The organism is Anaerococcus sp. HMSC065G05, assembly GCF_001812365.1.
GTDB lineage: Bacteria > Bacillota > Clostridia > Tissierellales > Peptoniphilaceae > Anaerococcus > Anaerococcus vaginalis.
On the sequence record NZ_KV808705.1, the window covers coordinates 54,225 to 78,377 of the forward strand.

Sequence of the window (24,153 nt, forward strand, 5' to 3'; positions counted from 1 at the left end):
TTTCTATATATTCTCTTGCTTTTCTTTGCTTCGATAGGTTTATCTTCACTTGTCTGGATTCGCTTAGACTCTTTCTCGTTGATTTTGTCTTGGAATTTATCCTTACTATGGATAAGTTTATCCTCGTAATTTTTGAGAACTTGTCTTTTACTTGATGCCTTCTTATTGCTTATTGGTTGAGCCTTAGCTGCAATATCATCTGTTGTTAGTTTATTAGAATTAATATTTCTACTGTTTTCACTACCAAAATTTACCTTTTTGAAGTCTACATCTAAGTCTTCATCAAGTTTAAAGCTTTCATCTGTCCTTATTTCAAGATTAGTTTGTTTTGTTTCTTCAGCCTTATCCTTATTATCTAAAACTTCTTTTCTGATTCTTTCCTTGTTTTTAGACTTCTGAAAATCTTTTAGTTTATCTTGTTTTTGATCTTTAGCTAATACATTCTCATGAATAAGTTTAGATTCTTTTTCTGAAATTTTATCTCCGAACCTATCCTTAGTCTTAATAATCTTATTGATATAATCATCTGAATGAACAAGTTTACTATCCATATTTTTTTCAGGAGCGTCCCTATTTCGTATAATTTTCTTTTGAAAATCTTTTTTTAGTTTTTTATCCATATCACACCTACTTAGCTTCTTCTGGTTTTGTTGTCATTAACTTATATAACATGGTGTCTTTAGGGAATTTATCTATAAAGGGAACAATAGTATTTCCAAAGAATAAGAGTCCCTCACCTGCATTTGAATTAGTAATATAGTTTAACTGATAAGGCGATATTTTTAATTTCTTAGCAAGAATATCTCTATCTCCAGATGCTTGATTTAACATTAGAACAAAGTCTGTATTATCAAAGATATTTTCAATTTCCTGACTTGTTAAAAGGTCTTTTACGTTTTGAGTTATTCCTGTTGGAATACCTCCCCATTTTCTAAATCTTTTCCAGATTTCTACTGAATATGAAGCAGTTTGTGGGTCTTTTAATAAAAGGTGGAACTCATCTATATAGTATCTTGTAGACTTGCTTCCTCTATTTAGGGAAACCTTGTTCCAAACTTGGTCTTGAATTACAAGCATACCTATTTTTTTAAGTTGTGTTCCCAGCTCTTTTATATCAAAGCAGAGCAATTGCCTATTTAGGTCAACATTTGATCTATTATTAAATACATTAAGACTTCCCTTAACATAAATTTCCATTTCTGTTGCTAGTTTTCTACCAACTCCCTCTTCTTGGGATAGGAGCATATCGTATAAATCTCCTAATATAGGCATATTTTCTGGTTTTGGATCTTCGAAATATTTTTGATATATCTTTGGTAAGCATCTATCTATAACAGATTTTTCTGCAGCAGTAAGACCAGATCCTCCTACTACAAGTTCAAGCATAGACATTATGAAATTTGCCTTATCCTTTAAAGGTGCGTCCCCATCTCCATAGTTCATATTAATATCTAGTGGATTTAGATAATCCTTTGATTTTGCCGAAACTTTAATAACTTCTCCATTAAATTGTTTTACAAGGTTTGAATACTCGCCTTCAGGATCACAAATAATTACATCATCATCTGTGACAAGAATTGCATTTGCCATCTCTCTCTTTGCTGAGAAAGATTTACCAGAACCTGGTGTTCCTAATATTAGTCCATTAGGGTTCTTTAGTTTCTTCCTATCTGCCATAATCAAGTTTTGGCTAAGGGCATTTAAGCCATAATACAAGGAATTTGCCGAATCAATAAATAGCTCTTCTGTTGTAAAAGGCATAAATACTGCCGTTGATGATGAAGTTAAAAATCTTTTTATTTCGACTTGATTAACTCCTAAAGGTAAGACAGAAACAAGTCCTTGTTCTTGTTGATGAGATAATCTTTTTACCTGACAATTATGTCTATTTGCAATTGATGAGATTTGTGCAATGGTATTTTCTAATTTTTGATTAGTCCTTGCAAAATTCATCATTACTATGGTAACTACAAAAAGCCTTTCATCTCTATTTTGTAAGTCAGATAACATGGACTTAACATCCGCACCAAAAGTATTTATATCTGAAGGAATAATATCCATATCATATCCAGCACGAACTGCTTTCTTTTGTTCTTCGATTTTCATTCTGTCTAGGTCTGTGTTTTTTCTCTTAATGAGTTTAATAGCTTCTGCTTGTTCAACTACATCTATATGAAAAGCTACATAAATATTGTCATCAATATCTAAAAACTCAGATAACATTCTGTCTGATAACTCACTTGCAAGTATTTGAAAATGGCTTACTGCTCCAATGAATTTCCCAAATTTAAAATTATTTGCTGGTGCAAAATTAAAGATATTGGGAGTTATATGTGACTTTGTAGACTCTTTCTTCTTCAAATCTTTATATGAAAAATCAAAGTTCTTGTCTGGATTTAACATATCGTGAACAAGTCTTAACCTTTCTTCGCCATCAAGACTTTCTGCTCTTACTCCCATAGATTTAAAGTTAGATAAAATATCTACTTCAAGTCTATTTAACTTTGCTCGTGCTTGCTCTAGGTTATCGGCTTCTGTTGTAAAGGTTATATACTTCATCTTTTTAAGTCCGTTATTTCCCTTTGCAAGTTGAAGCTTTAACATCTCCCTAAACTCTTTTCTTACATGGTCATAAAAGTCTCCCTTATCAGCAATTTTAATTGCATCTTGTAGGTCTCTATTTCTTCCTAATTGATTTACATATGATAGTTCAATGTGGACACTTGGATCAAAAGAATTTAAAAAGTTGGCAAATTGGTTAAAAATTAAATCTCTATCTTCTTCCAATGCCAACTGGTAATTTATATCTTGAAATGAAATTGTCTTTGAATAATTTTTTTCATCTAACTGGCAAATGCCCTCTGGTAACATTCTTATATATGGAATAGTGTCCTCAACGGTAAATCTCTTTTTCTCTTTCTTTAAAAGTACACTTAGAAGACTATTTGTTGGATCTTTCTTTGTTTTTAGCCTTCTTACTTCCTTTCGGTCTTTTTTTAGTTGTTTTTCCCTTAGATTTAAGTCGCTGATTTGCTTTTTTCTTTGCTTCAAGGTATGCCTCCTTTCTTATTCTCTTAGTTGGTTGATAAAACTTATGAAGATAGAAAAATTTAAAATATTTTTCAAAAGTTAAGGTATCTTTTTCATATAAGGTTATAAAAAAGATTGGCAGGGTTACTATTAGCATTACAATGATAGAAACATCATTAGGTAGATATTTCTTCATAAATAAATAGGTTGGTATACCAATTAGTCCTGCCACAGAAAAACCTATAAGTTGTCTTTTGGTTAAGTTAAAGGCAACCTTTGTTTTAATCTTGTCCAAATCTTTTGGTATTGGTACATATGCCATTTTAATCTCCCTCTACTTCTTCTTTGGAAAGTTCAAGTATATGGTCATAATTAGATGTTGTTTCCTCTTCCAGGTAGCTAATTCTTTCTTCTAATTCTTCTTGTTTTTCTTCATTTCTGTCATTGTATTCGCCTTGATACATAACAAATTCATTGTGACATCTTCCGAGTCTATTTATTCTCCTCTTTAAGTTTCTAATCTCTTCATTTCTTTTTTTCTCTTTTAAGATTTCATAAGTTCCTCCTAATAAAATTCCAAGTCCCAATAAAGCACAATTTTTCTTTTTTAACATTTATTCCTCCTAGTGCGTATTCATAATACTTTTTGCAACTGTTCCACTCTTAAACATCATAAGTCCAAGTAGTAGAGCATATCCTAATATACTAAACAAGCTTGCGTGAATATCTGTAATCTGTACCGTTCTTATTAAAACGGTGTAGATACCTAAACATACCATCAAAAACAAACCTTGTAGTCCCAAGGCAAAAAGTCCCTTGATATAATTTGTTCCAATCTGACCCCATTCTTTATTTCCCATAGTCGCAAATGGAATGGATGATACTGATGAGTAGACATATATTTCAAACATACGCCCATATACTATTAATGTTATAACTAGTGATATTCCTTGAATTGCAATCCTTACAAGGCTCGTTTCAACCAGTATCATTAAAAGCTCACCTATTTCTTTTTCTTTTAATGCATCAACCATTGCAACTATCTGATCTCCTGAAACAGTGGCAGAAGTAGTGATTACCCCTGCCGCTTTGTTTACAAGATTTTGTGCCACATCAAAGACTGCCATTGAAAATTCAAAGGCATGGCTTGCAATGTAGACTGCTATAAACATCTTTATAATGTATTTGAAAAACTCAAAAGTATCTGTATCGTGCATATTATTCTTTTGCATAACCATATTTATGAGTTCAATACATAAAACTGCTGTTATGATAAGACCTGCTATTGGAACGATCACATTATCATTAATGTTTTTTATGAAGTTATACACTTCTCCATTCCAACCCATTGGTGTCTTCCCAACATCAGTTGCAATAACTCCTACCTTGTCATTTATATCTAAGAACATGGACTCAAGATTTGCTTTGATACCTCCGAGTAGCATATCCTTAAAAAATTCAGTTAGCTTGTCAAAGATACCAAACATAGACTTTCTCCTATTTTAAAGCATTTGCAAGTAGTGGAATTAATTTAATACCGATTAGTACAATTCCCCCACCAGCCATAAGCTGCTTAATACCTTGAGATTTAGCACCAGGGTTATCATTACCATAACCTTCCATTAAGTTAATAACTCCCCATGCTCCTAAACCTGCACCAATTGCAGTTACAAGTGTCTTTAAAACTCCAACTCCAGCTGTAAAAAATTCCATATTATTCCTCCTCGTTTTCTTTCTTATTTTCTATTTTATTTAGTGATTTAACTATAAAATTCTTGTAGACCTTATCTCCTTTTTTGTTTTCTTTGAAATATCCAAAGACATGGATTAGATCTCCTTTATCTAATTCTTTTGCACGTTCGCTTTTTTCTCCGTAGACTGAACAATTTATATATTCTTTTCCTTTACCATATTTTTTAATGAGAGTAAAATTTGCTACATCTACTTTTTCTCCATCTCTTTCAAATTCTGATAATTCCACTTCTTTAACTAAATTTGCATTAATATTTATCATTTCTCTATCCATTAATTTCTTCTCCTTAATCTATAAATTTCAATTAAAAAAGCGACTGGATCTATTTATTTCCAATCGCTATACATTATTCCTTATTAAATTGTTCTAAGTAGGAGCTCTTATCCTTAACATCTTAACCTCCTAATTTTGAGTATAAAAAAAGCAGTAAACTTTATAATTACTGCTTTAATAAAATATCCTATATTATTAATCATTAAATGAACAATCTCGACAAATACCACCTACATCTTCTCGCCTATCCTTAAATCCCTTTCCACATTTAGAGCAAATAAATGCATAATCATTATTGTAATTCTCCTCTTCTAAATAAGAGTCATCGTAGTCTTCTTCATTTTTGTTTATAGAATCTTGATCTATCTAAATTTCAATTATTTCAATATCTGTATATTCTTTATCATTATTAATATAAAAAGAATCTTCTTCGATATCATCTTTATTAATTAATCTTGTGACATTAACTATGACACTTCCACTAAATTCTTGTTCTATTGGTGGTGATTGTATGACTTCTTTTGTATCATCATCACGTCCCCAATAATCAAAGGATACACAACTTAAATTTATTAAATATTCTAGCTCATAAGTTATACTAACAATCTCGTCTGTAAACTCTTCATAAGTATCTAATATCTCATTGAATTCACAATTATTTATATCTAATTCTTCAATACCCTCACTTCCAATAACATACGATTCTAGATAATAATAGTTGTTATTATAAATACTGTCAACTATATCATTAGAAATATCTTGTTTTACTCTTTCTACATATGACACATCTTTTCTATTTAAATCTACATAAACATTAAAATCATATCTATCATATACTTTTGAAGCGAAATTCTGAAACATTCCTGTTGTTAAAAATTCAATATTTACATTTGGATTTTTTTCTTTAAATTCACTTAATAATTTATCGTGAACTACTAAATTATCTTGACTATCCTTACTCCACCAGTCTTCTTTTATATCATTCGTAATAAAAATAATATCTTTTACTGATTTTTCAACTGGTAAATCTAATATCTCTTTCCAAACAAATAAATCTCCAAATTTTTCAACTCCATCTTTATTAATGTCCTCATATCCAGGCGGAATTTTATATTTATACCTAAGTTCACCCTCTCTAATAATTTTTAATTGTTCACTAAACCTTATCCTATTACCTATCCTATTATTTTTTTCTAAATATGAAATAAGATTATCTATATCTTTAATTATTTCAGGAGAATCTGTTGTTATTTCATCATATTCAATACCAACACTATTTTTATAAGATTTGATTATTTGTTTTAATTCAACTAACTTGTTATTTAAATCATTCTCCAAATTTTTTCTTCCAAAATAATTATATTTAGATGATTTAATCAAGACACTCTCTAAATTTTTTTGACTCCTTTCAATTACTCTTAGTAAATCTTTTTCAAAATTTTGATACTTTTTTTTCAATTGTCCGAATACGCTATATTTATTTTTATTAAATTCTTTATACACTTGATTCGGAATCCATATTAAATCCTTACACTCCTTGAAAATTTCTAATATGTTTTTGCTACTGTATAATGAATATCGAGCTAAGTCAAGTATTACATTTGTATCTAATACTATTATAGAGGTTTTTCTATTTATTATTTTTTTAAATTTTTCATAATTCAATTAAAGCACCAACCTTATTATTTAATTACATTCACAAAATTATTAAGTTTTTTCCATTTTCTAATCTTAGTCCTAAATGTTCCAAATGGTGCTACTGTATTTACATGGATAAATTTATATACTTCCCAAGTTGCAGTTTTTGTTGCTTCATCTGCCCATTTTCTCATATGTGGTTTAAATAATTCTTCCTCTGTAAGATTATCTATCAAAGAGTAAATATCTTCTATATTCTGTGATAGTTGTTCTTTTAATTCCTTTAACGATTTATGAGCATAGGTATCTGTAAACCATTGATACAATTCTCCAAGTTGATTCCACTTAAATTTGTCAGATGGCGTTTTAACCTCAATTCCCTTTTTTTCATCTTCTTCCCATTTCAAAACTAAAGTTGTCCAACCTACTTGATAGGCAAGATTTTCAGCTGGTGTCCTATCAACTTGATCTACTCTTTTATCTTTTAATTCTTCTGGGATATTATCAAACTCTGAAATATATTTTCCAAAAGTTTTCTTTATCTCATTTTTTAATTCTTCCTTACTTTCATAAGACCTCATATGCCTACCTCCATGGTTTATATAGATATTATACCAAAAATATTTTTATCCTAGGCTTAATTCATAATCTTGTAATCAAACTGTTCCTGTTTATTTTTATTTTATCTCTATTTGTTAAATACTCTTCCACATCAAACAAGTTTTTCTTATCATAATCTTCCAACAACTTGTAATTCTTATGCTTTGTAATATCGAATTTATCAGATAGAAAAGGTCTTACTCCTCTTAACTGATAAATACACTTACCGCCATCCATTACAGTTATTTCATCTTGACTCATAAGTTCCTTGCCAGTTTTTTGGTAATTTAGACCAAAAGATTTTTGATTGGATCTTGTTTCTGATGTGTTATATAGGTCTATGGTTTCTTTTCCTAAGGTTTCAGATAATTCTTTTACTGTTGTTTTTTCTTTTCCTCCTAAAAAGAGTGTAGAGTCGCAGTTACCAACTATTGTATCTGCATGGTCTTTATAGATTGCTTTTAATTGAGATTGTGCTTGCAGTATTATGCTTGCCGATATTTCTCTTGAACGAATTGTCGCAATCAATTTTTCAAATTTAGGAATTAATCCTATATTTGCAAACTCATCAAGTAGACACCTAACATGAACTGGAAGTCTTCCACCATACACATCATCTGCCTTATCACATAGAAGATTAAATAGTTGAGAATACATTATTGAAACTACAAAGTTAAAGGTATCATCTGTATCTGATATTATTACGAATAAAGCAGTTTTTCTATCTCCAATTTTATCAAGCTCTAATTCATCTTCGCTCATTAGTTCTCTAAGCTCTCTTATATCAAAAGGTGCAAGTCTTGCTCCACAAGATATTAGAATTGACTTGGCAGTTTTTCCTGTAACAACTTGTCAAGGACTTTTTAATCATTTTTTATCGCTTTTTGATGTTTTTCTCTCTCCATTTCTCTAAGAATTATGCGTTTTAATTTGTCTTGCATTGTTTCCGTTGCATTTTTATTAAAGTGAACAACAACCTCATAGGTTGCCTTTCCAATCTTCTTTATGGTCTTTATTCCTGTATTTTGTTCGTTTTTATTTTCGTGCATATTGTTTTCCTCCTACTTTTCTGCATAAAAAAAGAGAAGTAGTTTTTTCTACTTCTCCAATGCTGCACATATTCTATTTTTTATTATTTTGTACTATTCCATTTGCTCATTGCATCTTCTAACTTTTCAAAATTGCAATTTGCCCTTCTCACAATACCTGTTTCTTTTTGATTGTTATATATTTTTTGAACCTTATTTAATACCTTATCTTTTATAGATAAGCAAAACGCATATTCTTTTTCAAACAAGTCCTTATACCTATCATCGTCTAATTCGTCAAAAACTACCTGTTCATAATATCCGGTTGGAACTGGTATCATCTTTTTTATATCCAATATAGATAAAATGTGCATTTTTTCTGTATCAGAATAGTATTTATATATGTCTCCCTGAATAGATATACTATTATCTATAACTTCATAAATTATAAAATGTTCATCAGACACATTTTTCCATCTTTTATGTTTTTCCTTTGCTGAAGATACAGGAATAAAATAATTATAGTTCTCTATCCCAACAATCACGCCAATAAATGGCTTAGTGCTATTTCTATATGATGGATTATAATAAACTTCTGAATCCACTTTATTTAGATATTCAAGATAATCAGGATCTACGGTATAAAATCCATACTTTAACGCTTCTATCATAAGTTCTCCTAAAAAAACAGAGAGGTTTTATCCTCTCTGCCGCCTTTAATGCTTCACCTTTGGGATATAGGTAGTGAGACACCTTCTTTAATGTTCCACCTTTTTGGTAGCGGGACACCATATCTTTCATAAAATTATAGCAAAATTATTTTCAAAAGTCAAATACAACTATTTTGATTATTCTCTTGCCTATATCTTATCTGTGTTTATATTATACCCCATTTTCACCGAAAAATCAGCTTGAAACAAAATATTATTAAAATTTTTATTTTGTATGATTCAAATTCCTCAGACCACTTTTTATACTTTAAGCTATATTATACTTTTTAAGCCCTATTTTACACTTAGCTATAGTCTGATACCTATTTTATCATTAACGCTCTAAAAACACCTTTCCACCGTCTTATGCGAAGTCTACAAGTGTTCACCCTTGTCATAATCTTCAAAGGTATATACTTTTGATTTACTGCTCTCCTTTAATTTCCCTTTGTCTTGTTCGTACCAATGAACTAAGGTCGCATAATGGTCTTTATAGTTTCTTCCCGTGCTTTGCATATAGGTTGACAGCTTCTCTATCATTTTATCCCTATGACCTTGCATTTTATCCTTTAATTTTCCATATTCTTCATCAGTTAAGGAAACATTTTTATATTCTCCATAAAGGGAGGGGGATATTTTTTCTTTCTCCCCCTCTTTTTCTAACTCTATATCTATCTCTTTCTCTATCTCTATATCTCCGTTGCAGTTTTGTTGCAAAAAGTTGCAAGGTGTTGCACCAGTGTTGCATTGCAACGCTTTTTGTCCTCTCGATTTTCTTGAACGCCTTGTAGAAGCTGTTTCTGAACCTATAAGACTTGGAATTTCTGTTAAAAAATACTCGTCATTTTCTGTGATTATCTCCATCAAGCCTTGTGCTACAATATAATTTACTGTAACCATTACATCATCTTCCGTTTCATCAATCGTTAAGGCAAGCTCTTTGATAAAGTCTGTTTCTACTCCATCATAATACAGCTTCCCACTATCTTTTAAGCTAAGTAAAAGCAATTTGAGGTAAATGATTGTATAGGTATCTCCTCCTGATATTTTTCTTAGCCTTTTGATTCTCTTATCTGTAAAAAAATCTTCTTTCAATTTTAACCAATAGTATCTTCTGTTGTCTGCCATTTTTATCTTTCCTCCCCTTTATTTTTATAATTTTCTTTAGCCTTTTCTTTTGCTTTTTGTTTGTACTGCTCCTTTCTTTCCTCTTGCTCTTGGAATTTTTTCAGTTGTGCAATTACACTTGGTTTATCTCCTCTCTTAATTGCCTTATCTATTTCTATGGATAGGTCTATTCCATACTCGTCATTAACAATCTTTACTGCATATTTGATGTGGTCTATCTGCTTAAATTCGTCTTGTACTTTAGCTTTATCTTTGGTTAAGTCTTGTATCTCTTTTTCAAGGCTTGATATTTCTTTTTGCCAATCATTTAATTTTATAGCTGATGTCCCGGTAAACTTTTCTATGGTCTTTCTTGCTCTTAGGTATCTGTCTATTTCCTTTTTATGTGAATTGTAAAAACTGTCTTTGAATATGGTTTTGCTTTTGTATTCCTGATAGACTTCTTTGTTTTCTTTGATAGCGTCTATACAACTTACACATTGATTTAAGTCTTTAATTCTTTGTGTTTTACTCTGAATATCACCACTTATCTTTTTACTTTGCTTTGCCAGTTCAAGAACTTTTCCTTGTAGGTCTGCTATGGTTTGAAGATGATTATCTTTTAGATAGTAGATTGCTTTTACAAATCTCTTTAGGTCTGCATTTCCCTTTTTTATCTGTCCATAGTAGGATAGATTTTTTGTTTTTTCTCCCTGTATCTCGTTGTAGATAGAGATATATTCATAGAGGTTAAAGAGTTCTGCTTTATTCTCCAGTTCATCTTTCTTGGTCTGTTTATACTCATCGTATTTTGCTTGCAGATTTCCAAGTAAAGAGTCTATCCAATAAGTGATTTCTTTTATCTTGTTCTTAATGGCTTTTACTAAAGAGTTATGCTTTTTGATTTCTCTGTTGATGTTTCCTTTGTCGGTTTCTATTCCTTTTTTCTCTAAGGCACTTGCACTTGCTCCTAAATGAATGGTTGGTATTTCTTCTATCCCTTGTCTTTTGTAGGAACGATGATCCACTCTCTTTTCCTGATGATTTTTTTCTAAATACTGATTACAAAGGCTTGCAAAATTCTCTCTCCATTTCTCTGCGTTGCCTTTATCGTTCCAGTCTGTCAGCTCTACTTTTCTTGTTTTGTAGTTACCGCTTTTTAATTTTATCTTTTCTCCCTTTTCACCAAGTACATATTCTTTTTTACTCTTTGCTTGCCACTTTCCTTTTTCATTGATTGGTCTAAGGGTAGTCATAATATGTGCATGGATATTATTATTTTCTTCATCATTTCCATCATGAATAGCAAGGTCTGCTATCATTCCTTTTGATACAAAATTTTCCCCAATAAAGTCGGTAATGAGTTTCTTGTTTTCCTCAAAGGATAATTCTTTCGGTAAAGCAATAATGAAATTTCTTGCAAGTTGTGCGTTGCTTGCTTTTTCATTTAACTCTACTGAGTTCCATAAATAACTTCTGTCTTGAAATTCTTTTGGCACATGCTCCGGCAAGAAGATTTCTGAATGAAGTAGTCCTTTTTTGTTGTGATAGTCGTGGGTTACTCCGTCCCATTCATTTGTTATTTTTTCACAGGATATATAGGCTGCACTTGCAACTGCCGATTTACTTTTTCCTCTACTTATCATGGAAATACTAAAGTGAAATGTTTCTGCCATCTTCATAAGCTCCTTTCATTTTTTTGTTTATTTTTCATATAAAGAAAAAAGCAGACAGGCTATTGTTTGTATCTTTTCCTATCTGCTTTATCCGTATGTTTTTATTAAGTTTTGGATTTTCAAAGACTCGCTAAAATCCCTTAGTTTTTCTAAGGGCGCAATTATACACCCTAAAGGGTGCTTTGCGTTCTGCGAAGCTTTTTGCCCTTGCAGGGAGCTTCTGAAAAAACTAAGGTTTTTTATTCTGTCTACTCGATGTCTGTTTCATCTTCCATATCTTTTCCATTTATCATTTCTTCATAGGCTTGTCTGTATTCTTCTGTGTGAGTAGAAATATTTAATAGCTTTTCTATCTCCTCATTGGTAAACATTAGAGAATTTTTAACCACTCTTTCTACTATCAAGCCTCTTTGTATAAGCCTGTGATTTCTTCTTTTTCGTTCCTTTTCATTTGCAAGTTTTTCTATTTTCTTGCCTTGATTTTGTAATTGTTTCAGCTTTACATCGCACTTTTCTCTTTCTTCCTGAAGTTCAGAAATTTGTTCCTGTACTTCCTGTAATGTTTTTTCTTTCTTCATTTTTGCATTCCTCCGTTTTAGTATTTATTTGTTTCCATAAAGAAAGGTAAGCACCTTTTTTGACACTTAACCTTTCCTAATTTTTAGATTTTATCTTCTAAAATCTTTCTCAGTTTTTCTAATATCCTATCCCTCCTCCCACTGATTGCTTGATGTGTAACTTTCTCTCTTCTGCTGATTGACCTTAGACTTTCTTCTTTGTAGAAGATGGCTTCCATTAGCTCTCGTTCTTCTTTTGTAAGAGTATTTAATGCTCTATGAAGTTCTTCAATTTGCATTTTTACTTCTACAATTTTTTCTAAGTCTATTTTTTCATCTATGATGTTATCTACAAAGTGTCCGTCATAATCAAAAGACGAAAAAGGTAATACACAGTGTTCTCTATCTTTCCTGTAAAGATATTTTTCATGCTCTGTTATCTTCCAGTAGGCTTTGTATACTTCTTCACTTACAGGTACGGCTTTGCCTTTTACATAAAGGTAATATTCTTTCTTATCCATCGTGTTATCCTCCTTTTCCTGTTCTCTAATTTGTTTTTGAGAATAAAAAAGGAGGACTTCTACACTTTGGCGTAAAAAGTCCTCTCGGCTTAAAAACTAATGTTGTATATAATTTTCTATTTGGTCGTTTCTGGTAAAGTATTATTGCTATGTTTAAGCAATTCCAAGCATAAAAAAGGATAAATGTATCTTATATGAATAACCGAATTTAATGTTCCCATTATTTATCCCTCCATTGCTTAGTTACATATTTTTTCCCTCCTAATAAATATTCTGTAAACCTTAAATATTATCTTTTTGAAGCTTATAACAAGTAAATTTCATTTTACAAACTATAAAAACAGCCAAAGCAAATGACAACACATCAGAAACAGGTTGCAATAAATATATCCCAAACTTCCCATACAAATTAGTAAGTAAATATAAAAGAGGGATGTAGAAAATACCTTGCCTTGAAATCGAAATTATCAACGACCAAAAGTATTTCCCTATATTTTGCATTAACATACTACTTATCGCATAATAGGCTAACAGCGGAATTGTTATACATTGCATTCTAAGTATTTGCACTCCTATAGAAATAACTTCACTATCTTTAGACATTGCAATAACAAAATGTTCCGAAAAAATATATAGCACCACTGCTGATATAATCAAAAATATAGTTCCAACAGCAACTGTCAAATTAAATGCTGACCTAACTCTGCCATATTTTTTTGCACCATAATTCATTGCACAAATAGGTTGAAACCCTTGCCCCCATCCAATCATAATCATATAAGCTATGGCAACTATTCTTGAACTAACGGTTAAAGCTGCAATAATACTGTCCCCAAAGTTTGCTGCAACTCTATTCAATAAAATGAGAGAAACACTTGTAATTGCTTGCCTTGAAAAGTTAGGCATTCCTCCTACAAGAATATGGTATATGCGTTCTTTACTACATTTAACATTTTTCAAAGAAACAGGAATATTGCCATTTCCTTTTGCCAACATAGTAAGTGCAATACACGCAATTATTTGACCTGTCAAAGTTGCATATCCAGCTCCAACAAACCCACACTTGAATATAAACATAAATACAGGATCAAGAATCATATTGCTAAACATTCCTAAAAGCAAACCCATCATTCCATCTTTTACATTTCCACAAAGTCGTAATTGATTATAAATAGTAATTGAATACAAACTAAATGGAACGCTTATTATAATCACCTTTAAATACTGAGTAGTAAATTTAAATAAGTTAACAGAAGCATTCCCACCAATGAACTTTATCAAGTCAGATATAAAAATCCATGACATTATAGCTATTAAAAATCCACTTATAATAGAAAATACTATTCCGATTGAAGAAATAATTATTGCCTCTTCCTCATCTTGTTCTCCAAGTTTTTTAGACATAATATTACCACTGCCATATCCAAACCAAAAACCAATAGCCTGAATAATACTCACGAAGCTAAAAACAACACCAATAGCAGCTGTCATCGATTTATCATTTAAAAGTCCGACAAAAAATGTGTCTGTCAAATTATAAATAACCATAATTAGCATACCAACAATTGTTGGAACAGACATTTTTACTATCAAAGGTAAAATTGGTTCACTTAAAATCTTTTGCCTTCTCAATTCTTTTTGATCTATTTGATTTTTTGATTTCATATCAGCAACCTTTGACCTCGCCGGTATTACCATCTACTTGTATGGTATCTCCATCTTTGAATTTGGTAGTTGCAAAACCAACTCCAAGAACTGCCGGTATATTATATTCTCTTGCAACAATTGCAGCATGGCTTAAAGCAGAACCTGTATCTGCCACAACAGCACTTGCCAGCTTAAATAATGGAGTCCACTCAGGATCTGTAAGATGACAAACTAATATATCTCCTTTTTTCATTTTATAAAATTCTTTGGGACTATTTATCAGGCACACCTTTCCAACTGCAATACCAGTGCTTCCGCTTACTCCTCTTAAGACATCACCATCCGTTTTAAAAATCAATAACTTTGAAGCTTCCCATACTTTCACTGCTAAAGGAAATTTTTCGTTTCTCCTATTTATTTTTTCCTTATCTGATTCATTTAAATTACCTCTGTTAATTGCTTTAAGTAATTCTTTATGAAAAAGATTAGCCACTCCTATTTCTATGTTTTCATCACCCAAGAGTATAAAGTTAATTCTTTTAACACACTTCCTGACATAATAAAATAGTGTTTCCCACAAATATTGACTTTCTTCACGAACCACATGAAAATATCTAAAATATTTTATCTGTTTTTCTATATCCTGATACTTTTTACCATAGATTCCCTCTATACTCTCCATAAGCTTAGAAAAATCCTTTATATCTTTACTTTCATTACTATTTTCATTTAATATAGGTCGTAATATATTTACCAGCCTATCAGGATCTTCGAGAAATGTTTTTGCAGATAAACAATAACAGTTATAATCAGATTTAAAGCCATTATCTTTCATAAACTCATCTGATATATTCTTAAAATCATTAAACTTTTTATATAATTCCTTAAAATTATCTCCTAAAATTATCGCTCTTTTTAAAGCTTCATTTTTTCTTATCTCACAAGCCATTGTATAGACATCATTTGTAATCACCGATGTTTTATTATCTAAGTCCCAATAAAAATCAAACGATGAGTAATTGCTATTTACTTTTTTTATTATTTTGGTAAATTTCTTGCTATTTAATACTGATGGAAATAAGGCATACTTAAATCTATCATAAGCAAGCTTTTGCAAAAGAGCATAACTTTCTTCTAAAAAATTTCCACACTCCGTTAATGTCATATTTTCAAAATTTAAGTGCTTGATTTCTTCTATTTCAGTTTCATATATATTCATAAAATATTTGCACTTCTTATAACAGAACTCAAAATCTTTCATGTTCTTTAAGATATTAAAAAATTTGAAAATATTCTTTCCAATTCGCTTTCCTTCATCAGAAAAAGTTTGTATACCATCATCATCTATAATTGGATTTCTTGGTAAAATAATCCCACCTTCTGATAAAATGTTTACTTTCTGATCATTGATTGCCATCAAATAATCGAAATCAAGTACTCTATGTGCAGAAGGCATTTTTTCTAAAAAGAATGACATTACTTCTCGTGTATCCTTTTTGATTTTTTTACCCTTTGTGTACTTCTCTATTAAATCATTGCCAGTTATATCATTTTCGGAATTTTTTAATGTGGTAATCGCTCTTGCCTGTAAAATATAGACAATATCATTTTTGATAGCCCATTCAATATCCATAGGCATACCATAGTGTTTTTCAATCTCTAAACCGCACTTCATAAGTTCAAGTATTTCTCTATCATTTAATGCACGAGTTTTTCTTTTATCAGAGTTTACCGATACTTCAACAGTTTCCTTATTCCCGTATATAATCTGAGTTTCCTTGCTTCCAATATTTACTTCGATTATATTTCCTGATTTGTCAATAATGTAGCTATCCGCTGTAACTCTTCCGCTTACAACGCTTTCTCCTAATCCAAAGCTTGCATTTATTTGCATTTCATTTTCTTTTTTGTTTACTGGATTTACGGTAAATAAAACTCCTGATTTTTCACTCTCTATCATTTCTTGAATAACAACTGCAATAGAAACTGAAGTTTGATCATAACCTTGATGAAATCTATAACTTACAGCTCTATTTCCCCAAAGCGAAGCATAACAATTACGCACTGCATTCAATACACTTTCAATACCTTGAACATTTAAATAAGTTTCTTGTTGCCCTGCAAAACTGGCATCTGGCAAATCTTCTGCCGTTGCTGAAGAACGCACTGCAACTCTTGTATTATTTCCAAGATTTAAATATTTTTCTCTTATTGCATTCTCTAACCTTTCAGGAAATTTTCCAGACTTTATCTTTCCTCTAAAATGCTCAGCTTCATTTAGATGTTTTCTTTCATCATCTACTGATTTTTTAATTCCATTTTCAATGAGAATATCAATCGCATTTACTTTTAAAAAATCTCTATATGCGTCTGCTGTTATAACAAATCCACTTGGAACATTTATTTTAGCAGAAGTCATTTCTCCAAGATTAGCACCCTTCCCTCCAGCAACTAATACATCTTCCTTTTTTATCTCATTAAAATCCAGAATCATTGCTATCACCTTCCTTTATACAATTAAATTTCTATATATTTAAAAACAATGCTTTGTATATAAATATTAAGCACTTCTTCAAAGGTATCTTTATTAAAATGGAAATAATTTGAACATAGAACGAAGCTGCCAACAAAGGCATTTGATAAGCCTTGCTTATCTACGCTTTTTACTGCATTATTTTTGTACCAATAATCTATTAACCTATCCAAAAAATCACCATATAGATTTTCTACTCTATTCACTTTCTTTGAATCTTGACTTGCAAATATTCTAAATGCCTCTTGATAAATTGGCTGAGTTTTAATTTTCTCAGTCATATCTATCGAATACTTATAAATTACCTCTGAAAGGAATTTTTTAGGATTCGTGAGTGAATTTGAAAATTCTCTCTCAATGTTTTCCAATTTTTGTATCGACCTATATGCCATTAAATCGATGATGAGAGATTCTTTGTCTTTCCAAAAATTATAGAAACTTCCTTGTGCTATCCCTACTCTTTTTGTCAATTCCGAAATACTAAGTGATTTTGTACCTTTATCATGAAATAAATCAAGAGCAGTTTCCATAATGCTTTCTTTGATTTTTATCTTTTCTTCTTCTGTAAATGCCTTTGCCATTTTTAACCTCCAAACTTCTCAAACCAATCTGTGAATTTTTTATTTTTTATTCATAGGTATTATAACACCCACAAATTTAAAAGTCAATGAATATTTTATTTTATATTCATTGACCTTGGATATATTATTCAGTTGAAAAACTCTACATTTCACATAATGGTATCCCTACTCTTTTTAGAACCTTTAATTTTTCCTGTTTCTTCTGCTCCCTTCTTGCCTTATATTTATCTTCATACTCTTTCTGTTTTCCACTTGCTTTTCTCTTTAGATAATTTTGATGTAGCTTGTCCTTTCTTTCCTTGATTTTTCTTTCTTCTTCCTCAAGTTTTTGTTTTTCTTCCTCACTTAACTCCGCCTGTGGCAGTTCATAATTGCCTATGAAATTAAAGTAAATTTCTATCTTTTGCTTTGATGTCTGACTTCCTTTTCTATCTCTTTCATGTACGATAATTTTTTCTACAAACTCATTTATCATTGTAGTTGTAAGTTCATCAAAGTTTTCATAACGACTGATAAGAGATATAAATTTTCTTGCTCTGTCTGTTTCTTTTTCATATCTCGATACCTGCTGTTCCAAGTCCTTAATTTCTTTACTTAAAGCGACCTGTTCTGTTTCATATTGGTTGTTTAGTATTTCATATCTGCTATTTGGTATTTTGTTAAGGATCATATCTTCATAGATACGGCACATTAGTCTTTCTAATTCCTGTAATCTCCCTTTGCTGTCAATAAGCCTTGTGCGTTTCTTTTCTATCTCCATTTTTTCTTTTTCTTCCATTTCATTTTGAATAGAACGGATAAAGGCTTCGTTATCTTCATCAAGGTATTTTTTAATGTCTTTCAGCGTTTCCCTAATAAGATTTAAAACTGCTTCTGCTTTTATTCTGTGTGCTGATGGACAAAGTGTCCCACAAGGTGTTTTGGTATAGGCACTGCAAGTGTAATAGGGTATATTTTTGTAGTTGCTTGTTCTATGAACATACATCTTGCTCCCACAATCTGCACAATACATCAATCCTGTTAGTGGGTGATATTCGCCCCAACCGTCAGGATACCTTTTTACATTTCCTCTTATCCTTTGCACATTATCAAAAGTTTCTTGGTCTATAATTGGTTCATGTCTATTTTCAAATATTAGCCAGTTATCTTCAGATACATACTTACTTTTCTTATCTTTAAAGTGTTTTCTTGTTTTGAAATTGACTGTATGTCCTAAGTATTCCTGTTTCTTTAGAATACTTGCTATAGTTGAGCTGCACCAACGATAGGGATGTTCAAAGTTTTTGCTTTGATATAGTCCATAGCCTAATTTCTGTTGATGATAGGCGGGTATATCTACTTTTTCACTCTCCAATATCTTTGCTATTCGATACGGACCATTGCCTTGCATGGTCAGGTTAAATATTCGCCTTACTATCTCTGCTGCTTTTTCATCTACTATCCATTTGTTTTTATCTTTTTCATCTTTGATATAGCCATAAGGCGGTGTACTTGCAGTATGTTTCCCACTTTCGCCTTTTGACCTGAAAGTCGATTGGATTTTTCTTGATGTATCTCTTGCATACCATTCGTTCATGATATTTCTAAAAGGGGTAAAATCATCTTCTCTGTAAAAACTATCTACATTGTCATTGATAGCGATTAGTCTTACGCCCTTTTGTCTTAGTATCTCCATACATTGACCGACTTTGAGATAATCTCTGCCAAGTCTGCTCATATCTTTTACGATGATACAACCGATATTTCCTTGATTGACTCCGTTCATCATTGCCATAAATCCCGGTCTGTCAAACTGTGTTCCGCTGATTCCATCATCTGTAAAGTGAATGATGTTTGACAAATTATTTTTGCTTGCGTATTCTTCCAATATTTTTTTCTGATTGATGATAGAGTTACTCTCTCCTTGCAGTTCATCATCACGACTTAATCTCTCATAGAGTGCTGTTATCTTTTCAAAATTCCTCATTTTTACCCCCTTTCTCTTAATTTTTCAATAAAAAAAGAATTAAGAAGTACATATTTCACTAAAATAGTGATGAAGTGTTCTCCTTAATTCTATTACTCCTGCTGCCAGCTTATATTTCTTGTATTGCTTAACTGCAAAATGACTTGGATCTTTCTTTTCAAGAGCTTCAAAAAGCCTATCAATTGGGTTCATATAGGTTTCGTCATCTTCTCTAACCTCACTTGCGTCAATCATATCTAAGAGTGTTTTAAAATTCTTTTCTTCTTCAGGTGCTTCATAATAAATATACCCAATAAGAGCAGTGTAATATAACTTTTCAGCCTTTACCCAAAAATCTTCTCCTGCCTTTTCTCCATCTCCCTTGGTGTTAGCAATTATGGTTTGGACAAGCTTTAAAATATCTTTTTCACTTCTCAAATATGCAAAGGGATTGTATTTCATAGATTTTTTAAAGTTTATTGTGTTTAATATCTTTATGTCGTAACCATTTTCATAAAGCATTTTTCCACATTCTAACACAAGTGTGCCTTTTGGGAAGATTTGTCAAGGACATAAACAAAATTTCTTTGAAAAATTTATATCTTTTCTGTTTCTCTCTTGATTAGCTTTAATATTTTATCCTTGTATGTTTCGCCTGTACCTTGCTTAAAATGTAGGTTTACAGTATATTTTGTCTTCCCAATATCCATAACTAACTGTTTATGTGGTGGTACTTGTATTTTTCTTCTTTCTTCTTCCATAAGTTCTCCTTTCCATTTTTAGACAATAAAAAACAGCAAACCATTTTTGATTTACTGTTACTGTGTTAGTTTTTATTAAATTGCTTGATTTTCAAAATTGAAATTTACCTAATGCGTTTCCCAATTTTCATTTTCTTACGCCATTCTGGTGCCAATCCATCATAAGACCAATATTCATCCATATCAACAATCAAATTATCTTCAAGATAGATAAAACTTACTACATGAAAAGACTCACTATTATCTGTTGGAAAAACCCGACAAGCTAAAATAATAGTATCTTCATTTTCTTCAATTCTCTCTATTTCTCCGTTCCAATTTCCGGGATATTCACAATTTGCCCTTATATACTCATCTAAGGTAAAAAACTCATTTGTGCAATGCCATTTTATAACAGCATTCTTTTGAAAATATTTCCTAAGTTCTTCTGCATTTTGTGATAAAACCGTTTTGAAAAATCTATCTATATCCATAGTAATCACCTTAAAACCAATTCACTTTTTCATCTCTAAACAATGGTGTTTCACTCTCTTTGTAAGGATTGTAGTTATTACAATTACAGCCAAACTCTTTCAATACTTTTATCTTATTATCGGCTGTCCAAACAATCAAAGAAATACCGTCAAATTCTTCAACTTTCCCTGTAGAGATACAATTGATGTGAGACCAAAAACAGGAAATTCTCTCTCCTGTTTTTGGTCTCACATCATTTACAAATGTACACTTTCTCAACAAATTATAATTTTCTATTTATCTAATTTTATTATATCGTTTACATTATTGGAGCAAATAATCTTAAAATAGCTTGCCATAGTCCTTTAAATAAACCATTTTTTGCTTCTCTTTCATCTACTTTATGTGATTCTTTAAAGGAATCCTCAAAATCTTTTTTGATATCTTTTATTACATTTGTATCCTTCATATAAATACCACATTCAAAATGTAAATATAAACTTCTATAATCTAAGTTTATTGTTCCTACAGTTGCTATTTCATCATCGGATAAAAATACTTTGCTATGTACAAAACCATTCGTATAAGTATAAATTTTTACTCCACCTTTAATTAATGTATAAAAATAAGAAGAGGTTAAATCATATACAATTCTTTTATCGGGTATTCCAGGAACAACAATTCTGACATCTACTCCTCTTCTTGCAGCTAAGATTAAACTATTTATCATATCTGTATCAATAATTAAATAAGGTGTATAAATATAAACATACTTTTTCGCTTGATTGATAATATTTAGATAAATATCTTCGCCGGTTATAACATCATCTAATGGACTTTCCCCATAAGGTACAACGAAAGCATTTTCCTTATACTTTTCAGTAAAATTATATTTGTATTTATTATAATCATTATCTTCTTTTTTAAATGAATTCCACATTTCTAGAAACATAACAGTAAAATTCCAAACAGCTTCACCTTTTATCCTAATTCCATTATCTTTCCATACTCCTAATTTACTATTTATATTTATATATTCATCTGAAATATTAATTCCACCAGAAAAAACAGTATGTCCATCAATTATCATCATTTTTCTATGATCTCTATTATTCATAATAATACCTGCAAATGGCGATAATTTATTAAATTGCATACATTTTATTCCATATTTCCCCAGTAACTTTGGATAATTACTAGGTAGCATAGCAAAAGAACCCATATCATCATATAATACTCTTACATCTAGTCCTGAATTTGCTTTTTCTTTTAATATATCTAAAATTCCTTGCCACATAGTACCATTATTAATAATGAAATATTCTATAAAAATAAATTTTTTGGCTTTTTTTAGTTCTTCTAACATAACAGGATAAACGTCATCACCAAGAGAATAATAGTTTATCTCATTGTTTTTCGTTACAGGAAATCCTGCAAATTCACTTATATATTTTAATTGTCCTAAATTTTTAGTATCGATTTCTTTTTTTATAAATTCATCTTGTATTAAGTATTTTTGACCATTTTCTATATTTTCATTAATATTCTTTAAAACTTTACTTCTTTTCATATTATTACTAAGTATGATATATAGAAGTGTTCCAATTAATGGAAAAAGCATAATCAGTAATATCCATATTAAATCGCTACTTAATCTTTTACTATACTTGATAATCATTAAAACAATTATAATACTAAGTAAACCATAAACTACATGAATAATACTTATAAATTCTCCAAATTTTAAATATATAAATAATGTTAATAGAATTTGTATTAATAAACCTATTGCTACAACAATTCCTCTTTTTACTGCCATCCACATATTTTTTCTCCTCATACTAATTCATTTTTATATGTAATACTTTTATCTTCTTTATAGATAAACATTAATTTTGAGTTCTTATCTGTTCTTCCTTTATCAAAGGATAACGAATAAGTACATTACTATCTAGATTTTCTTTGTGCATATCAACTGCTGTTATTTGATGATTATCATATGTTGTATAATAATAAATTCCCTTATTTACATTACAGCAAGATGTATAAATTGTTATTTCAAATTTATCATCACCTAAATCACAGCATCCTCTTTGTTGATCAACGCTACCTAAAATGTGAAAAAATTGACTAACACTTGATTTTTCATCTTCTTTAGAAAAAGAATTTAATTTAGTATACGCTACTCTTATGAATCTTGATTGCGATGATAAATCACCTGGTAGACCTATTGCTCCCATTCCTCTACTATATAAACTTAGATCTAATTCTTTACTAAATTTATTCTCTGGAGATTTAGGTGATAAATACATATAATTATTTAAGGCAAACATTTGCTTATCAAAAGATGGATTATTAGTTAATACCCCTACTGGATTATCATATATTTTTATTCCATCAATAACAGACTCTACAGTTATTGATTGTGTGCTATCGGAAATAATCCAATGTAAGCTAGCTAATGGTAATTTATCACTAAATGGAGTATTTAACACATTCATTTTTTCAATCAAATTTCTAGCTTCATTTACATTTGAACATTGGCTTAAAATCCATGGTATCAGTTCAAATTGAGCAACATTATCTTTTCCTTCCTGTTTTTCTTTATAATGAGCATTTCCAACAAAATTTAAACCTGCTATTGCTAACCCTTTTTCGTTTATTGCATCGTAATATAATGGATAATCTTCAGTAACAAATGCCATTCCAATTATCGCATAATGACTCTTAATGTCATCTACTTCTCTAAATTTAAATTCAAAGTTTCTTGGTGTTATTGTTACTTCATCTCCATATGAAAATTCATAATCCAATGTTCTTCCAAAATAAAAATCTTTCGTTTTATAAGTTGCTGCTGTACACATATTCTTTCCCTTCTTTCTAATACTATTTCTTATCTTTTATATAACTCTCTTTAAAATTACTATTTAGTGATTATATTTAATTATACCATTTTTTCACTTAGTTTTATAGGTCTAACTCATTCCTCTTTACCTGTGATAGTTGTTTTTCTTGTTCCTGTAACTGCTCTATACAGGTCTTAACTTTTTCAGCCTGTTCTACTTCTTCTCGTATTTCTAATATTTTACTATATAGGCTCTTTTTATCTTTCTTCAAAGTGGTAAGTTCCGATTTCCATTTGGATATATTTAAGGTCTTACTTTCCCCTAAATGCTCTTTGAGATGTTTCCTTGCACTTTCAAATAGAATAAGCTTCGCCGTATGCTCATTATAAAAATCTTCCTGTTTTATTTTCTTTAACTTTGCATAGGCTTTGTAGATGTCCTTGTACTTCAAATATTTTTCTGACTGGTCGATGAGTTGTGTTTTTTCATCAATC

The 24,153-nt window shown here is 30.5% G+C and carries 22 protein-coding genes and 5 pseudogenes; all 27 read right to left on the bottom strand.

Features of this window, described 5'->3' with window-relative positions:
* A pseudogene (locus HMPREF2852_RS10060) lies at positions 1–620 on the bottom strand (hypothetical protein); the annotation flags it as partial.
* Between the two features lie 7 nt (positions 621–627).
* Complete coding sequence (locus HMPREF2852_RS05060; RefSeq protein WP_070606358.1) at positions 628–3,051, bottom strand: VirB4-like conjugal transfer ATPase, CD1110 family; 2,424 nt, start codon at positions 3,049–3,051, stop codon at positions 628–630.
* Entirely contained in the window at positions 2,942–3,352 is a 411-nt protein-coding gene (locus tag HMPREF2852_RS05065; protein ID WP_000332191.1) for a PrgI family protein, read from the bottom strand. Before HMPREF2852_RS05065 ends, HMPREF2852_RS05060 begins: the two co-directional genes overlap by 110 nt.
* A gap of 1 nt (position 3,353) precedes the next feature.
* Positions 3,354–3,644 (bottom strand): hypothetical protein, encoded by a 291-nt coding sequence (locus tag HMPREF2852_RS05070; RefSeq protein ID WP_002838520.1) that lies wholly within the window; start codon positions 3,642–3,644, stop codon positions 3,354–3,356.
* Between the two features lie 9 nt (positions 3,645–3,653).
* Entirely contained in the window at positions 3,654–4,517 is an 864-nt protein-coding gene (locus HMPREF2852_RS05075; protein WP_070606360.1) for a VirB6/TrbL-like conjugal transfer protein, CD1112 family, read from the bottom strand.
* 10 nt (positions 4,518–4,527) lie between these two features.
* A complete protein-coding gene (locus tag HMPREF2852_RS05080; protein WP_000394203.1) occupies positions 4,528–4,743 on the bottom strand; it encodes a Maff2 family mobile element protein in 216 nt (71 codons plus the stop codon).
* A 1-nt stretch (position 4,744) separates the two neighbouring features.
* A complete protein-coding gene (locus HMPREF2852_RS05085) occupies positions 4,745–5,056 on the bottom strand; it encodes a single stranded DNA-binding domain-containing protein (RefSeq protein WP_002839977.1) in 312 nt (103 codons plus the stop codon).
* 366 nt (positions 5,057–5,422) lie between these two features.
* Positions 5,423–6,721: a PIN-like domain-containing protein gene (locus HMPREF2852_RS05090; protein ID WP_261668110.1), complete on the bottom strand. Its 1,299-nt coding sequence runs from the start codon at positions 6,719–6,721 to the stop codon at positions 5,423–5,425.
* A gap of 17 nt (positions 6,722–6,738) precedes the next feature.
* Positions 6,739–7,275 (bottom strand): ClbS/DfsB family four-helix bundle protein, encoded by a 537-nt coding sequence (locus tag HMPREF2852_RS05095; protein WP_001258251.1) that lies wholly within the window; start codon positions 7,273–7,275, stop codon positions 6,739–6,741.
* 61 nt (positions 7,276–7,336) lie between these two features.
* Positions 7,337–8,146, bottom strand: a pseudogene (locus HMPREF2852_RS05100) (VirD4-like conjugal transfer protein, CD1115 family); the annotation flags it as partial.
* 11 nt (positions 8,147–8,157) lie between these two features.
* Complete coding sequence (locus tag HMPREF2852_RS05105) at positions 8,158–8,343, bottom strand: transposon-encoded TnpW family protein (protein WP_070606361.1); 186 nt, start codon at positions 8,341–8,343, stop codon at positions 8,158–8,160.
* A gap of 83 nt (positions 8,344–8,426) precedes the next feature.
* Complete coding sequence (locus HMPREF2852_RS05110; RefSeq protein ID WP_004825325.1) at positions 8,427–8,993, bottom strand: type III toxin-antitoxin system ToxN/AbiQ family toxin; 567 nt, start codon at positions 8,991–8,993, stop codon at positions 8,427–8,429.
* 414 nt (positions 8,994–9,407) lie between these two features.
* On the bottom strand, positions 9,408–10,160 hold the full coding sequence (locus HMPREF2852_RS05115) for a phage replisome organizer N-terminal domain-containing protein (RefSeq protein ID WP_070606362.1): 753 nt from the start codon (positions 10,158–10,160) through the stop codon (positions 9,408–9,410).
* 2 nt (positions 10,161–10,162) lie between these two features.
* Positions 10,163–11,815, bottom strand: coding sequence for a MobQ family relaxase (mobQ, locus tag HMPREF2852_RS05120; protein WP_070606363.1), 1,653 nt, complete (start codon positions 11,813–11,815; stop codon positions 10,163–10,165).
* Between the two features lie 248 nt (positions 11,816–12,063).
* Positions 12,064–12,393 carry a DUF3847 domain-containing protein gene (locus HMPREF2852_RS05125; RefSeq protein ID WP_070606364.1) on the bottom strand — a complete coding sequence of 110 codons (330 nt, stop codon included), beginning with the start codon at positions 12,391–12,393 and terminating at the stop codon, positions 12,064–12,066.
* An 83-nt stretch (positions 12,394–12,476) separates the two neighbouring features.
* Positions 12,477–12,893 (bottom strand): sigma-70 RNA polymerase sigma factor region 4 domain-containing protein, encoded by a 417-nt coding sequence (locus tag HMPREF2852_RS05130; RefSeq protein ID WP_070606365.1) that lies wholly within the window; start codon positions 12,891–12,893, stop codon positions 12,477–12,479.
* A 282-nt stretch (positions 12,894–13,175) separates the two neighbouring features.
* Entirely contained in the window at positions 13,176–14,558 is a 1,383-nt protein-coding gene (locus HMPREF2852_RS05135) for an MATE family efflux transporter (protein WP_070606366.1), read from the bottom strand.
* 1 nt (position 14,559) lies between these two features.
* Positions 14,560–17,034 carry a PEP/pyruvate-binding domain-containing protein gene (locus HMPREF2852_RS05140; RefSeq protein WP_070606367.1) on the bottom strand — a complete coding sequence of 825 codons (2,475 nt, stop codon included), beginning with the start codon at positions 17,032–17,034 and terminating at the stop codon, positions 14,560–14,562.
* Positions 17,035–17,057: 23 nt separating this feature from the next.
* A complete protein-coding gene (locus HMPREF2852_RS05145; protein ID WP_070606368.1) occupies positions 17,058–17,654 on the bottom strand; it encodes a TetR/AcrR family transcriptional regulator in 597 nt (198 codons plus the stop codon).
* A 142-nt stretch (positions 17,655–17,796) separates the two neighbouring features.
* On the bottom strand, positions 17,797–19,620 hold the full coding sequence (locus HMPREF2852_RS05150) for a recombinase family protein (protein ID WP_070606371.1): 1,824 nt from the start codon (positions 19,618–19,620) through the stop codon (positions 17,797–17,799).
* 39 nt (positions 19,621–19,659) lie between these two features.
* Positions 19,660–20,154 (bottom strand): annotated as a pseudogene (locus tag HMPREF2852_RS05155) (type IV secretory system conjugative DNA transfer family protein); the annotation flags it as partial.
* Between the two features lie 41 nt (positions 20,155–20,195).
* Positions 20,196–20,360, bottom strand: a complete 165-nt coding sequence (locus HMPREF2852_RS05160; RefSeq protein ID WP_070606374.1) for a transposon-encoded TnpW family protein — start codon at positions 20,358–20,360, stop codon at positions 20,196–20,198.
* Positions 20,361–20,464: 104 nt separating this feature from the next.
* On the bottom strand, positions 20,465–20,833 hold the full coding sequence (locus tag HMPREF2852_RS05165; protein ID WP_070606376.1) for a nuclear transport factor 2 family protein: 369 nt from the start codon (positions 20,831–20,833) through the stop codon (positions 20,465–20,467).
* A gap of 10 nt (positions 20,834–20,843) precedes the next feature.
* Positions 20,844–21,008, bottom strand: a pseudogene (locus HMPREF2852_RS09585) (nuclear transport factor 2 family protein); the annotation flags it as partial.
* A gap of 124 nt (positions 21,009–21,132) precedes the next feature.
* Complete coding sequence (cls, locus tag HMPREF2852_RS05170; RefSeq protein ID WP_199792156.1) at positions 21,133–22,632, bottom strand: cardiolipin synthase; 1,500 nt, start codon at positions 22,630–22,632, stop codon at positions 21,133–21,135.
* A 70-nt stretch (positions 22,633–22,702) separates the two neighbouring features.
* Positions 22,703–23,677: a choloylglycine hydrolase gene (gene bsh, locus HMPREF2852_RS05175; RefSeq protein ID WP_070606383.1), complete on the bottom strand. Its 975-nt coding sequence runs from the start codon at positions 23,675–23,677 to the stop codon at positions 22,703–22,705.
* Between the two features lie 103 nt (positions 23,678–23,780).
* Positions 23,781–24,153 (bottom strand): annotated as a pseudogene (locus tag HMPREF2852_RS10065) (hypothetical protein); the annotation flags it as partial.